The organism is Telmatobacter sp. DSM 110680 (assembly GCF_039994875.1).
Taxonomy (GTDB): Bacteria; Acidobacteriota; Terriglobia; order Terriglobales; family Acidobacteriaceae; genus Telmatobacter.
The window spans coordinates 5,735,458-5,749,499 of the sequence record NZ_CP121196.1; the positions used below are offsets into that span (position 1 = coordinate 5,735,458).

Here is a 14,042-nt window from a genome sequence, read left to right on the forward strand (position 1 = left end):
CCCACGACTGCGCTGGGAGTTCTCATTGAACTCCCAGCGCGTCTTCCTTCGATAACAACCAGCTAGAATAGCGAAGTGAGTCTCGCTTTCAATCTGCTCCATACGACCGGCTCGGGCGGGCGGCGCGCGCAGATGCATCTTCCCCACCAAACCGTCGAAACCCCCGTGTTCATGCCGGTGGGAACGGCCGGCACCGTCAAGGCCGTTCCGCAAGATGTGCTTGAATCACTGGGCGCGCAGATCATCCTCGGAAATACCTATCATCTCTACCTTCGTCCCGGACACGAGGTCATCCGCAGGCTCGGCGGTCTGCATCGCTTCATCAGCTGGCCCCGCGCCATGCTGACCGACTCCGGAGGCTTTCAGGTCTACAGCCTCGCCCACTTGCGCAAAGTCACCGATGAGGGCGTGCGCTTCCGTTCGCATCTCGATGGCAGCAGTCATTTCTTCTCGCCCGAGCACTCGATCGACGTGCAGATCGCCCTTGGCGCAGATATCTGCATGGCCTTCGATGAGTGCACCGAGTATCCCGCCGACCGCGCACGTGCCGAAGAAAGCCTTCGCCTGACGATGGCATGGGCGCGGCGTTCGCTCGATCACTTCCGCGCACATCAGGATGAAGTTGTATGGAACGATAATTTGAATGGAAAAACGCAAAGCATCTTCGGAATCGTGCAGGGCGGCATGTTCGCCGACCTTCGCCGCGAAAGCGCTGAGCGCCTGGTGGAGATGGACTTCGATGGCTACGCAATCGGCGGACTCAGCGTGGGCGAGCCGCGTGAATTGACGCTCGAAGTCATCAGCGAAGTTCTGCCCTTGTTGCCGAAGGATAAACCGCGCTACGTGATGGGCGTCGGCTTTCCCGACGAAATCGAACTATACGCGCGCATGGGCGTGGACATGATGGATTGCGTGATCCCCACTCGCGCTGCGCGCCACGGATTGCTGTTCACCAGTCAGGGGCGCGTGAATATAAAGAACAAGCAATACGCTGAGGACCAGGGACCCGCTGATCCCGCCTGCGACTGCATGGTGTGCCGTCGATACTCACGCGCCTATCTGCGTCACTTGATGCAGTGCAAAGAGCCGCTCGGCGGGACGCTCAATTCGATTCACAACCTCGCCTACTACCTCGGCATCATGCAGGGAGTGAGAGCCGAACTCGCTGCCAACGCCGAGACGCCCGTGGCTAAGTCGTAATTGCAGAACCCAGCAGTTGCTTGAGCGCCTGCACGTATTCGGCGAGTGCCTGGCGCCCATTCTCCGTGATGCGGTAAAGCGTCTGCGGCTTGCGCATCACAAACTTCTTTTCGACTGCGACGTAGCCTGCTTCTTCCAGCTTGAGTAATTGTGCCCCGAGGTTGCCGTCTGTTGAACCAGTCTTCGAACGCAGCCACGTAAACTCTGCCTCTTCCACGCCGACCAGTAGCGACAGCAGCGCCAGTCGCAACTTCCCGTGAATTACAGGGTTTAGCTCAGGCAGTTCAGGCATGGGCTGTGCCTCGCATCTTGCGGACGCGTGATTCTGCGATCATGCCATAGATGCCAAAGACGATCTGGCAAAAGAAGATTGCGGCTAGAAATGCAATGGTCAGTTGCTTCCCTTTTCCAAAACATGCGAAGACGGTCACTGCCCACCAGACAACCGCGCAAGCAAATTGCATCTTCCACTTCAGAATCATGCTCGAGGCAGCATTTGCTGTCCCAAGCATCGCTCCGACCACTGCGACCATGATGTGCTGGTCAATTCTGCCGCTGGTGCCCAACGACAAAAAGAGGAGGAACATCGAAATACCCGCGGCGATCCAGATGGAACCAATCGAGCGTCCCAGGTTGGTATTTGGGTGATTCCCGCTTCTGATTGAGACCAGCACGCCGGTAAGCACGCAGGCACTGATCATGGTTACGGGCCACGCCAGGGTACTTTGACCCAAAGCCGTCCAGAGTATCGCAACGTAATAGGCCACTCCCCACAGGACAAACACCCAGCCCCAGCTTTCTGTCGTGCGGCGGCCTTCGGTCATCATGCTCTCGATAAGAGCGAGCCTGTCTTTCAGATCCTGTGTACTGGTTTGTTCCTGCATAAGAGTTCTCCTTTACATGCGTTGCGGTGGCGGTTGCGTTGCTGCGCGGAGCTCGTAATCTGCAATTAGGAAGATCTTTTTTTTCAAGGCTGATGCTGCAGCAGCATGTCGACGCTCCGATGCGGCGGAGCGCTGCCGAACGTGACATCTGTGGTCTCCTGCCATTCCCCTTTGGCGGTCAATTGCATGGCATTTTGGATCTTTGCCGGACCTGTCTCAAATCCCCACGCGAAGCCGTCGGGTTGCACAGTCAATTCTGCGTCGATGTAGTGTCCGTCGTTGAAAGCGCGGAAGCGGTAGGCATGCGACGCATCGTCGTAGGCGACTGTGGCTAGCGCTTGAAACTGCTTCTTGCCGTCAGAACCGGTGCTTTCTCCTTCGATCAGAAGAACAAGGCCATCGAGTTTGAACTGCACGTTTTCAGTCTGGGAGAGCTTTAAGGGTTCTCCCGGTCCACGCGAGATGGAAACAGGACCTGACCAGTGACCAGCCAGGAAGCCGAGCTTCTTCATCGCTTCACGTTGGGCATCTACGTTGGGCATCCCCGACTGCTGCGCCGCTGCAAGAACGCACGATCCAGCCATGAGCATCGCTCCCAGCGATGTCTGCAACACAAATCTCGACACGATCGATTTCATATTCGACTCCAAATTAGAGGCGTGCTTTAATCCGATCCTGAAAGCAATCGTCTCAATAAGGAGTACTCTACTTTATAGAGTTCTCCGCGTCAATATATAAATAGGCTGCTGACTAACTATTCGCCAAGCTTCTTTTAATGAGTTACTTGCGCAGCTGCTTTACGAAGAAGTCCGCCATGATGTGATTAGCTTCAATAGCCTCAGGTAGCTGCGGGTTGTACCAGAAGGCGTGCGGCAACGCGTCATAGACCATGAGCCGCGCATCGACACCGGCAAGAAGATACGCACGATGAAGGTTCACGGTCCCGCTCAGCAAAAGGTCCCGGCCGCTGGTTACGAAGAGCGTTGGGGGCAGTCCGTGCAGGTCGCCATAGATCGGCGAAAGAATCGTGTCTTTAGGATCCGCGGAAGCGACATAGAACGGATCGTGCGCTCCAGGCTCGGGCGGATCAAGATGCCCGGCCAGCCCTCGCAGGGCATACATAGCCACCGAATCGCCCGCCCTCGCAAAGTCTCCCATGCCGCTGAAGATCCCCAGAGCCGCAGGCATCGGCAGTCCGAGTTGCTTGATCTTCGCAGCAACCTCGGCAGTGAGAATGGCTCCAGCCGAAGTTCCGTAAATCACGATGTGCCCCGGTTTGTAAGTCTTCAGCAGCTCTTTGTAGACAGCGATTGAATCGTCAACAGCAGCCGGAAACTTAACTTCAGGCGAAAGCCGATAAAGAACGGCAACGACCTTGATGCCGGTGTAGCTTGCGATTGGAATTGACTCGGTGTACGAGCCTGAATCGGAATTAAATCCGCCGCCATGCAGGTTCAGCAGCACCTTGTCCCTGTTCTTCTCGCTCGAACCCTCCGGGGTGACGATGCGCACCGGAACACCCGCCATCTTGTCTTCAACGATGGTGTTCGGACAGATCGTGGTCCACTCCACACGCGCGCGAGCTGTATAGGCATCGGTCCCTTTACGGCGCGCCTCGAGCGGCTCGGGTGGGCCCTGGTCCGGTTCGGCGCGGCTGATGGATTTCTGCGCCTCCGGGCTGACGGTCTGCGGCACCGGAACAACGCGCGTGACGTGCGCCGTGCCGTTGGCGTCGATGTAGCTGGTGTCGCGGTTAGGCGCCTCAGCGGCCGTAGTGGGCTGCGCAGCCTGCTGTTGCGCAATAGCCATCGAGAACGAAAACAGTAGAACGATTCCAAATTGACGAGCGATCAGCAGCATTGAACAGTGCCTCCGAATAGGTTTCGACGAGGGTGCCGCACGCACGCCTCCGAACCGTCCACGATAGCAGACCGACGATTGCAAGCAAATTCATCAATTCTGTTGACAGAAATCCAGCGGATGCGTAATCTACGCACTCACCATCGCGCCAACTCAACTGTGACCGGCGAAATGCTCTGACGCTCCTTCCCCTGGCAGGAATTCATTCCAATGAGCTTCAGATTAAGGTTCGTTTATGCGAAGCTCGAAACGCACGTTGTTTTCTTCGTTGGGAACTGGCTTGCTTTTTGTCCTGGCAAGTTGCGGTGGTGGTGGCTCGGGAAACTCGGGCGGCTCAGGCGACCCAGCCGGTGGCGCGAACCTGGCGGGCAACAGCATATACGTGCTGTCAGGAGTTGCCACTGACGTTGTGCAGCTCTCGCGCACGGCAAGCGGAGCAGCCGCCCCTACCGCAATCATCCAAGGGACACCAACTGCGTCTGGTTTTGGCACCAGTTTCTCGGGGTTGGCGATCGATCCGGCGGGGAATCTGTTCGTCGGATACACATCCGGGACGCCTGCGGCCAACGTGACGGTCCAAATCCTGGAATATCCGCCGGGAGCAAACGGGACGGCAAAGCCTGCGACGACGATAGCGACTGGGCTCTCACAGGGACCTCTCTGCCTGGAAGTGGATCACGCTGGGAACCTCTATGCGGGCGAATGGGTCACGGGAATCTATATGTTCTCTCCAGCGAATGGAGGCAACTTCGTCCAGAGCAAGATGATTGGCGGAGCTGCCACAACTATCTCCGTTCCGGTCCAAATGGCGGTCGACTCAGCCAATAACCTTTATGTCGCCAACCAGGATGCGATTGGCGATGCCCCTGACAGCGTTCTCATTTTCAACTCAGCTGCGACCGGGAACGTGGCGCCGACGAACACGATCGGCGGCTCGAAAACGCTGATTGATGACATCGAGGGCGTTGCCCTGGACGGCGCAGGAAATATCTATGTGTTATCGGGGTTGCGGGCGGGGACACCTCCCCAGGTGGCGAGCGTCAGTATTGTGGAGTTTAGCGCTGGTTCAACCGGAAACGTGGCTCCTATGCGGACAATCACGGGCTCCTCAACCAACCTTAGTCCGCCCGGCGGCTGGGGCCTGCGCGTGGACAGCACGGGGAATATCTATGTCTCAACGAATACTTCGAAGATCCTTAAATTTGCCCCGGATGCGACCGGAAACGTGGCTCCGATTGCAGAAATAGATGAAATGCCCCTGACCCTTGGCGATGCCAATTGGACTACGATTGCCCTGAACTGATGCTTGTAGCGGCATCGGCGCGGGAACAGTTCGAGACGAGAAAGCGGCAATCGCAGTCGGCAACCAGCGGAATGCTTACGTTGCGTGCACGGCCTTCAATTCCAAAATATGAATCGGCTGTCTATCTTATTCCCGCTCCTACTCCAAATCAAACAGCAACGCAGGGTGATGATCGGCGGAGCGATGCAGGCGAGCAATAACCGTTGAGACTGTTCTCTCGCTGGCGAGAACTTCCTCAAGGAACGCGCTTATCGTCACTTTTCAATGCTCCGGTCGAATTACCGTCAACCCGGACGTTACTCTTTAGTCAACTTGATGAGGCTCAAGAGATCTCTGTTCTGCCGTTCGGAGTCATACTCCCTGTTCATCCAAGAAACAATCGAGGCGCGTTCAGAATTTGCGGGACCACTCTTTTGGCCAGCGCTCTACGATTACTTTCTTATCGGTGAAGAACTCTACGGCGTCGCGGCCCTGCGCGTGCATCACGCCGAAGAAGCTGCCCTTCCACCCTGAGAACGGAAAGTAGGCCATGGGGGCGGGAACGCCGATGTTGATGCCGACGTTGCCGGTTGAGACTGAGGTACGGAACTTGCGCGCCGATGCTCCAGACGAGGTAAAGATGGAACTTGCGTTTCCGTAGGCTGAACGCTCAATCATGGCCACTGCTTCGTCCACCGTATCTGCATGAACCACGGAGAGCACGGGCCCGAAGATTTCCGTTTCCATCAGCGGGCTTTGCGCGGGCAAGCCATCGAGAACTGTTGGACCTACGAACGAGCCGGCTCCGGCGTTTCCGTTGGTGCGTCTTCCGTCGACAATTGTCTTTGCGCCCTGGTCAGCACCCTGTCCGATGAGCGAGACGACGCGTTCGCGGCTGGCGTGCGTAATGACCGGCCCCATCTGTGTGTTGGGGTCGAGACCGTTGCCGACTTTGAGTGAGCTTGCCGCAGACGCAATGGCATCGCGGAACCAGTCTTTCGCTTCGCCGACAGTGACGGTGACACTGACAGCGAGACAGCGCTGGCCCGCGCAACCGAATGCGGAGTCGGCGATGATTTTGGTGGTGGTCTCCTGGTCGGCATCGGGAAGCACGACTACATGATTCTTGGCGCCTCCCTGGCACTGCACGCGCTTGCCGCTTGCCGAGCCGCGCGCGTACACATGCCTTGCGACAGGCGTTGATCCGACAAAGCTCACGGCGCGTATGAGGGGATGATCGAGCAAGGCGTCAACTGCAGCTTTGCCACCGTTGACGAGGTTCACAACGCCATCGGGCAGGCCGGTCTCCTGGATCAGTTCGAGAAGACGGGCTGCGGAGAAGGGAACGCGGTCGCTGGGTTTCAACACGACGGTGTTCCCGGTGGCAATGGCATAGGGCAGGAACCAGAGCGGAATCATCAACGGAAAATTGAATGGTGTGATCACGGCGCAAACGCCGAGAGGCTGGCGCACCATGATCTCGTCGATGCCCGGCGCGACATCTTCAAGCGAGTAACCCTGCATCAGCACCGGAATGCCACATGCGACTTCGACATTTTCAATCCCGCGGCGCAGTTCGCCTTTTGATTCGGCGAGGGTCTTGCCATTTTCGATAGTGATGAGGCTGGCGAGTTCGTCGAGGTGTACTTCAAGCAGTGATTTGAGCTTGAAGAGATATTGCACGCGATCTGCGGCTGGAACTGTGCGCCACGAAGCGAAGGCCGCGTGAGCGGCCTGCACCGCGGCGTCGACTTCGGCGGCCGATCCGGCCGGGGAATTTCCCAGCGGCTCACCGGTTGCGGGGTTCAGCAGTTCAATGCCGGCGGGGCTGGTGGAGGTGACCCACATGCCGCCAATGAGATTGTGGATTGAGGGGGAAGCAATGGCAGTCATCGGACTTCAATGTAACGCAGTGGGCGTAAAGACGGCAGCAGGAATTTGTTATCGCAGAAGATCGGTGAGCCCTTGCAAGGAGCGAATTTCGTAATGCGCCGACTCCTTGTCGTAGCGTGAAAGAAACTTCAAGCGATCCTCCGGGATGATTGCTGCGGCATAATGGGGACCGGCCACAGCCTGCAGCGCCTCGATCGATTCCCACACCATGATGGTTATGAATTCAATCTCGTCGCCGAGGGGACGCCGCAGCACGATGCCGCCTTTGTATCCGGGAATTTTGTTCATTCCCGGCAGCAACTCGGGCTTGAGCATTGCTTCGTAGCTGTCTGCGTGTTCAGGTTTGGTATATCCGTGCCAGATTCTCGCAATCATCGGCATCTCCCTGTTTCGGGCGGTCGTTGGTCGTCGAGCCGTCCAGAACAGAATTCTACGACTCCAGGAAAACGCCGGCCTCGCCAAATTTATCGAAAACGGTTCCCACAGGCGCCGCGTCGCGCCCACGCCGATGATTCTCGCGTTCTGAGTGGATGGTGGCCTACTCGGCAGTTGATTCTTGAACAACAATGCGGCTCTCCTCACTTACTTCGCTTCACAAAAAAGGGGAACGCCAGTCGGCGCTCCCCTTTCTTATATTGCGCGCCCCTGTAAATTATGAAGGCGGAAGAATCAGCAGCCCCGACTGCAACAACAACTCCGTCAAGCGGTCAAGCGCCAGCGGATATTTGTAGGAGACTGCGCGCAGGCTCACGCCGAGCATATTTGCGGTTTCCGCATGGGTGTACTCCTGCAGCGCAACTCGACTCAGCAACGTGCAATCCAGCGACCCCAACTTTTTGAGGCAACGCTCAATATCGAGCACAAAGATCACGGCGTCTTCAAACGTCTTGACCTTCCGGCTTGATACCCACCCTCGCCCGATCGGCTCTCCCAGAATAGCGGGCGCTCGGCCCACCAGCATTGATGCATAAAGATAGCGCCGCAGCATCTCCTCAGTGTGTTTTCGATAAAACGCAACGCTGATGTTAGGAACCGATCCAGTTTTCTGATCCGCTGAATGCGATTCGACTTCGTGATTGGTGCGAAGCTCAGCGCCACGCCTCGACGGCCTCGGCTGGTAGATAACTTCCGTGGCCCAGATGGAGGTAAGTTGTAGAGCTGCGCTCACTCTGCACCTCCCGCCATCGCTGCAACAGCCCAGATATTCAGCACGCGTTTTCTTGCAGGACGCCCTCGCCGCTTTCGCGTTGCAGGGCTCGGAAACATCTCCAGTTTCTTAACGCATTTACTGCAATAAACACTCCCCTGATGCAGAGCCCTATACCAAAGACAACCACATCCTTCGCATACTTTTATGTGTACGCACACTTCCATGACAGATTCCCCCAAGAATCGCTTTCTCTCGCTCGTTCAGTTTTTTGTCGTCTGTTTGGCGAGGTGAAAGGAGCCAGTTGGCTGCACTCAGGATTCTGCTGCCCTGTTGTGCGGTTGCCGTCTGTACTCGACTTGTATAAGTCATCGTGATAGGTGCGCAGATTCTGGAATCGGCTGGACAGGGTGGTCGAAGGTGCGTCTTGGGCGCCTGCGATTCAAACCCGAAGATCAGCCTTCCCCATGGCCGATCAGCTCAATGCCTCATCGAAAAGTGGCTGAAGCGATTGGTAACCGCTCTACCACCCTCGTTCGATTGCGCGATTGAACCGCATCCTCGAGAATTCCCAATACCTGTGCGAGCTGGAATAAACCCAATGTAGTGAGACGTTTCTTCTGCGTCAACGCAGCCAGGGGCAATTCTTCAATTCGTTCTGTCGGACGTACACAAGAACCCAAGAATGAAGACAAAAAGACGTAAACCGGTTTGCTCAAAGAAAACAACAACCGATCGTCTCGATGGCTGGTGGCGGACTTTCCACAGATGAATTTTACCCAGATGCAAGAACGACTTCGTGTGGAGTTGCTGCGCAGGATACATCGCGGCACTCTGAGCGTCTCACTGCTGGCGCGGCAGACCGGTTTCGGCAAGTCGCACTTATCCAACTTCCTTCATTCCCGCCGTCAGCTTTCCCTGGAAGGCATCGATCGTATGTTGACTGCCCAGTACATGGCCGCTGAGGACCTGCTGCAACTTGGCATGCACGATGTTCAGCTCAGACACACCGAGGAAATCAGCGCAATTCCGCTCGTCTCTCACGCCACCGCACTCTTTGAACCTCACATTCGCCCCGCTGCCGTCCAGGCGATGCTCCCCCTACCTCCAGGGTCTTTGTCTTCTCTAAGACCGAAAGCCGGTTCATCGCGGCGCTCCTGGCAGCGATTTGTCGCCATCCGCATGGCTCACGCCGATGCGCTTTCCATGGATCCGCTGCTTCTGCCCGATGCCCTCGCAGTAATCGACCGCCATTACAACGCGCTCACCCCTTACCGCGCCGGACGGCCCAGTGTCTTCGCAGTCCGCAACGGAGCACACTTGACTCTCCGCTATCTTGAACAGGTCTCCACCCGCCTCGTGCTTCGCCCTCTGAACATGGGCTTCCCGGTCGATCTGATCGAGATTAGCCCCGAAGCCTCTCCCGGTGAGTTCATCGCCGGCAGAGTGGTGTTGACGATCAACGAGCTGTAGAGGTGGACTGAGTCTCGTAATGAGTCACGAGTCATCCGAAAGTCATCGATATCCTCGAGCCTAGACGTCGTGTACCACGTCTTGATTCTCAAAGCGCGTAAATCGCGAGATGAAATTGAGATGGACGGTTCCGGTTGGCCCGTTGCGCTGCTTCGCGATAATGATCTCGGACTTCGCCTTATCCGACTCCGACATCTCCTCGTCGCGGTTGTAATACGCCTCGCGATGAATGAACGCAACAACGTCGGCGTCCTGCTCGATTGAGCCCGACTCGCGCAGATCGCTCAGCATGGGACGCTTGTCGTCACCTCGGCGCTCGCTGGCACGCGATAGCTGCGAAAGCGCAACCACCGGCACGTTCATCTCCTTGGCCAGCGCCTTGAGCCCACGCGAAATCGCCGACACTTCCTGCGTGCGATTCTCATAACGTTTGCCGCCTGCGGACGGCAGAGTGGCGCTCATCAGCTGCAGATAATCCACGACAACTAGATCAAGCGCACCATGAGTCTGCTTCAGGCGTCGCGCCTTGGCGCGCATCTCCGCCAGCGAAATGCCGGCAGTGTCATCGATAAAGAGTCGCGATTCCACCAGCGCCTCAAGCCCGCGTACCAGTTTGTCGTGGTCCTCTTTGCGAATAAAACCCGTCTGAAGGTTGCGCTGATCCACCCAGGCCTGCGACGAAAGCATGCGTCGCAGCAGCGACTCCTTATTCATTTCAAGACTGAACACTGCCACCGTCGCCTGGTGGTTCACCGCTGCATTCTGCGCCATGTTAATAGCAAAGGCCGTCTTGCCCATCGACGGTCGCGCGGCAACAATGATCAGTTCACCCTTCTGCAGACCACTGGTCATCTCATCCAGCTTGGTAAAGTCAGTCTCAAGGCCCGTCACAGTGCGGCTGTTGCGGTAAAGATTGTCGATATTGCCGAACGAATTCGCAACAATGTGTTCCAGCGGCTCCAGTCCGCCGGTAACGCCCTTTTCGCTCACTTCGAGGAGAGCTGTTTCAGCCGCGCCTATCACTTCGAGCGCCGTTTCGCTCTGGTCGGCCGCCCGCGCAATCGCCGCCGAGCAGATCAGCATCAGCTTGCGCAGAAGGCTTTTATCCTTGACGATGCGGATGTATTCCTCGATGACCGGCCGCATCGGCAGCCCTTCTGTCAGAGACGCCAGGTAGGCAACTCCCCCCACGGCCTCAATCTCTTTGACGCGGGCCAACTCGTGCGACAGCGTAACGATGTCGACGGCGCGCTGATCGTTCATCAGCTCCGACATACGCACGAAGATGCGTTTGTGCGAATCCAGCGAGAAGTCGTCGGGCTCAAGCCTCTCAGCCGCTTCGGAGTGGGCGGCATTGTCCAGAAGGATGGCGCCAAGAATTGTTTTTTCCGCGTCGATATTCGCGGGCAGTCCAGCGTCAAGCGAAGTGATGTCAGGCAGGGTGGCCATACCCTAAAGTGTAGGCGGCGGCACGGTCGGTCAAGGGTGTGAATCCCGACGACTCATTGTGGGAATCGAGATCGGCAATTGCTAGTCAGAATATTCGGAGTCTTGTCGGCCCGATGAGGCAGAAAGAAGCCCGAAAAATTGGCCCAAAAACAACCTGACCTCGACTTTAAAAAAGCGTCGAGGCCAGGGCAAAAATACCGGCGGCAAATGCTAAGCCCTTCGCGGGCAAATATGCTCGAACCTATTGCGAAACAATCACCTCAGAAGTGCTGGCCAGGTGGATGTTGAATGTCTTCACCATTGGAAATGTCAGAGCGTACGGGTAGGAGATCGACACGACCAGCAGATTTCCAGGATCGGCCGAGCAGCCTCCAGTGCAAGTCGCCCAGACAGTTGAGGTCGTGGTTCCCGAGGTGGTGGTTCCCTTCAGCCATGTGGCCGTCACGCACGGGCTGGCCGTCGTGCACTGTGACCAGTCGATCTTCGCAGAGGTTTTCGCGAAATTCTGGATGTCGTCGGAGCTTGCAGCACAGTGAGTCTGGTTCGGCGTGTAGGTGCTGCATTTTGTGCCGCGTACCATTCCCCAGCGCGCACTTTCGCGTGCAGCTTCAGCAACAGCGTTGTAGGTGTAACAGCCCATCGTGACTTCGAAGATTCCGAAAAACATGGTGGCCAGGATGAGAGAAGAAAGGGCCATCTCGACAAGGGAGCCTCCGGCATCGCTGTGAGCGATGTTCCGCGCTGCCTTCCGAACCCTGTCCGAGAACTGTCTCAATGCGATCATCTGCGTTTACCTTTGTCTCATTCGTTCGTGCTGAAGCACCGTTACTGAAGGCAGAGCTGAGAAGCCTGACCGTTGATGGTATAGGTCGTCGGAAGTCCCGGAATATGGATGATTGGATCAATCGTCGCCTGAGTCGTCACGGTCAGAGTCTGCTCCATGTGCGATGTAGAGCAATCTGTGTTAGCTCCCGTCGATGCCGATCCGTCCGAACATACATACGTTGAATTCGCCGATAGCACCTGGATTGATGTGACATTTCCGGCATCGTGCTGTGCAGCATACGTGATCCCATTCAGATCCGTGGTTGTCGCGCCCGTCTGGGCGCCGTAAGAGACCCCTGCCTTCGCTGCACTTACTACCTCAAGCGATGCATAGGCCACTCGGGAGAATTCTGTTGCGCCGGCGATAAGCATGACCAGGACCGGAAACGTCAAGGCAGTTTCGACCAATGCACTGCCAGACTCGCAGTTCCGAATACGCCTAAACACTTTTCCTGTTTTTAGAACTTTTGTATTCATCGTCGTCTCCTCTTACTCGACCAGTGTGAGAACTCTGTTCAGGGTTGTCGTCGGATTCGCCTGGTCGTAGCTGTGGGGGACCGTGAACGTTGAGGCCTTGTCGTAGAGTTGGCCGGCAACCAGACCCACCGCAGTTACGCCGCCGCCGTGGTCCTGCAGGTAGACCTGGGCACCAGGCGCATAGATGTAGCCATCCATCACTTCGTTATTGCTGCCAAACTGCACCTGAAGTTGCGTGGTGTTCGTTGATGGCTGGAAAATTGCAATACCGTTATAGGTGCCCGCGGTCGGCGAATAAACATTCAGAAGTGAGTTGGAACCCTGGTTCAGTGTGCCGCTGCCGACATCGAGCACTGCGCCAACGGTAGCCGGTGAGGATGCGAAAGTATTTGTGTTCACGTTATACGCGGGACCGGAACCAAAGGTGACGGTGGCACCGACTCCGATGCTTACGCCGTTCTCGAAGTAGTAGACCGTTCCAGAGGCTGCTCCTGGAAGCGTGACTGTGCCGGAGATCGAAGGGTTACTTCCTGAAAAACAAACCACTCCGCCAATCGGACTCGGAATCGTCGTTGATGACGTAATGGAGTTTCCACTGACCGTATTCCCGGCCGAGCAGTTACTGCTCGTGGGACCTGCAAGGTTTCCCCAAGGGCTCTTGCGAGTCCCAGAGTTCATCGTAGGTGTAACCCCGTTTGGTACGTGCTGGAGCGTGGCATTTCCAACCACGTCAACAAACGGAGCATTGATCGTGCCGGCGCCACCGGTTACGGACATGGCGTCCGTTGTGTTTGAGTTCACGTAAATTCCGCAGTTCGGCGATTCGATGTCATACTTGCCCTGAACGGCAAGGTCGTTTCCACTTGGATTCATTAGCCAGATGCAGGCTTGACCGTTCGTCGGCATTGCCGCCACCGCCCTGGCATTCACCGCCATCGAACCCGATCGGAAAATCATGGATGCCGGTTGCGCTACAACCGCCTCCACGAAGGTTCCCGTTGCAGCCGTGTTGGGTCCGGATTGAGGTGGGATGTTGACGCAAATCGTTGTACCCGACGCGCTGCAGACCCCTGACGTACTGGTTGTGCAACTCCCCGTAAAACCGTTAGTCGCAGCGGCCGCGCAAGCAGCTGTGCGCGCTGAGGAAACCGACTGATTGTAAAGGTAGTCCGCCGCTCCGGCGATCGCTGCCGCGTCGGCCGCAGTCTGTATCTCCCGGCGCGTATGGAAGAGCACGCCTACATCCAAAGCGAGCGCCATAAAGCCCAGCAGTCCAGAAGCGCAAACAGCGGTTAATACCAGGGTTTGACCTTCTTCATTTCTTAAAAGCTTCATAGCCACCTTCTCTCAGCTCGCAGCCAATCTGAAGTCGAACAGCGATTCCTCGGGCAGTCTCAGATGCAGACAGCAAAGCGCTTGAGCAAAGCTCAATTAACATGGCCCGGGGGGAAACTGGAGTTGATTCTATGAACGGTGTACGGGGGCAGCAAGTCATAATGGGTACTTTATGATTACTTAAGTTCTAGAATTGGCGACGTAATGTAAAGGCCCT

Annotated in this window: 14 protein-coding genes; 3 read left to right on the forward strand and 11 right to left on the reverse strand. The window is 56.6% G+C overall.

What is annotated here, in order from left to right; translation table 11 throughout:
* Positions 1–75: 75 nt before the first annotated feature.
* A complete protein-coding gene (gene tgt, locus P8935_RS23670; protein WP_348262776.1) occupies positions 76–1,200 on the forward strand; it encodes a tRNA guanosine(34) transglycosylase Tgt in 1,125 nt (374 codons plus the stop codon).
* Here the strand turns inward: tgt and P8935_RS23675 are convergent.
* The 4 genes from P8935_RS23675 to P8935_RS23690 form a co-directional block, all read right to left on the reverse strand.
* Positions 1,190–1,492, reverse strand: a complete 303-nt coding sequence (locus P8935_RS23675; protein WP_348262777.1) for a transcriptional regulator — start codon at positions 1,490–1,492, stop codon at positions 1,190–1,192. The two genes, tgt and P8935_RS23675, sit on opposite strands and share 11 nt — an antisense overlap.
* On the reverse strand, positions 1,485–2,084 hold the full coding sequence (locus P8935_RS23680; protein WP_348262778.1) for a hypothetical protein: 600 nt from the start codon (positions 2,082–2,084) through the stop codon (positions 1,485–1,487). Before P8935_RS23680 ends, P8935_RS23675 begins: the two co-directional genes overlap by 8 nt.
* An 83-nt stretch (positions 2,085–2,167) precedes the next feature.
* Complete coding sequence (locus tag P8935_RS23685; RefSeq protein WP_348262779.1) at positions 2,168–2,722, reverse strand: hypothetical protein; 555 nt, start codon at positions 2,720–2,722, stop codon at positions 2,168–2,170.
* A 142-nt stretch (positions 2,723–2,864) separates the two neighbouring features.
* Positions 2,865–3,944 (reverse strand): alpha/beta hydrolase, encoded by a 1,080-nt coding sequence (locus P8935_RS23690; protein ID WP_348262780.1) that lies wholly within the window; start codon positions 3,942–3,944, stop codon positions 2,865–2,867.
* Between the two features lie 235 nt (positions 3,945–4,179).
* Here P8935_RS23690 and P8935_RS23695 point away from each other — a divergent pair, with 235 nt between their 5' ends.
* A complete protein-coding gene (locus P8935_RS23695) occupies positions 4,180–5,247 on the forward strand; it encodes a hypothetical protein (RefSeq protein WP_348262781.1) in 1,068 nt (355 codons plus the stop codon).
* Between the two features lie 390 nt (positions 5,248–5,637).
* On the opposite strand, the gene P8935_RS23700 is transcribed toward P8935_RS23695, so the two are convergent.
* The 3 genes from P8935_RS23700 to P8935_RS23710 all read right to left on the reverse strand — a co-directional run bounded on the left by P8935_RS23700 (position 5,638) and on the right by P8935_RS23710 (position 8,287).
* The gene (locus P8935_RS23700; RefSeq protein WP_348262782.1) at positions 5,638–7,119 is read right to left on the reverse strand and encodes a CoA-acylating methylmalonate-semialdehyde dehydrogenase; all 1,482 of its coding nucleotides are present in this window, start codon (positions 7,117–7,119) and stop codon (positions 5,638–5,640) included.
* A gap of 48 nt (positions 7,120–7,167) precedes the next feature.
* Positions 7,168–7,494, reverse strand: a complete 327-nt coding sequence (locus P8935_RS23705) for an antibiotic biosynthesis monooxygenase family protein (protein ID WP_348262783.1) — start codon at positions 7,492–7,494, stop codon at positions 7,168–7,170.
* A gap of 277 nt (positions 7,495–7,771) precedes the next feature.
* Entirely contained in the window at positions 7,772–8,287 is a 516-nt protein-coding gene (locus P8935_RS23710) for a hypothetical protein (protein ID WP_348262784.1), read from the reverse strand.
* Between the two features lie 762 nt (positions 8,288–9,049).
* Here P8935_RS23710 and P8935_RS23715 point away from each other — a divergent pair.
* On the forward strand, positions 9,050–9,739 hold the full coding sequence (locus tag P8935_RS23715; protein ID WP_348262785.1) for a hypothetical protein: 690 nt from the start codon (positions 9,050–9,052) through the stop codon (positions 9,737–9,739).
* A gap of 60 nt (positions 9,740–9,799) precedes the next feature.
* On the opposite strand, the gene dnaB is transcribed toward P8935_RS23715, so the two are convergent.
* The 4 genes from dnaB to P8935_RS23735 all read right to left on the reverse strand — a co-directional run bounded on the left by dnaB (position 9,800) and on the right by P8935_RS23735 (position 13,825).
* Positions 9,800–11,188 carry a replicative DNA helicase gene (gene dnaB, locus P8935_RS23720; protein WP_348262786.1) on the reverse strand — a complete coding sequence of 463 codons (1,389 nt, stop codon included), beginning with the start codon at positions 11,186–11,188 and terminating at the stop codon, positions 9,800–9,802.
* Positions 11,189–11,429: 241 nt separating this feature from the next.
* Entirely contained in the window at positions 11,430–11,972 is a 543-nt protein-coding gene (locus P8935_RS23725; RefSeq protein WP_348262787.1) for a TadE/TadG family type IV pilus assembly protein, read from the reverse strand.
* 41 nt (positions 11,973–12,013) lie between these two features.
* Positions 12,014–12,490 (reverse strand): TadE/TadG family type IV pilus assembly protein, encoded by a 477-nt coding sequence (locus P8935_RS23730; protein WP_348262788.1) that lies wholly within the window; start codon positions 12,488–12,490, stop codon positions 12,014–12,016.
* A gap of 12 nt (positions 12,491–12,502) precedes the next feature.
* Positions 12,503–13,825 (reverse strand): pilus assembly protein TadG-related protein, encoded by a 1,323-nt coding sequence (locus P8935_RS23735; RefSeq protein ID WP_348262789.1) that lies wholly within the window; start codon positions 13,823–13,825, stop codon positions 12,503–12,505.
* Positions 13,826–14,042: the final 217 nt, after the last annotated feature.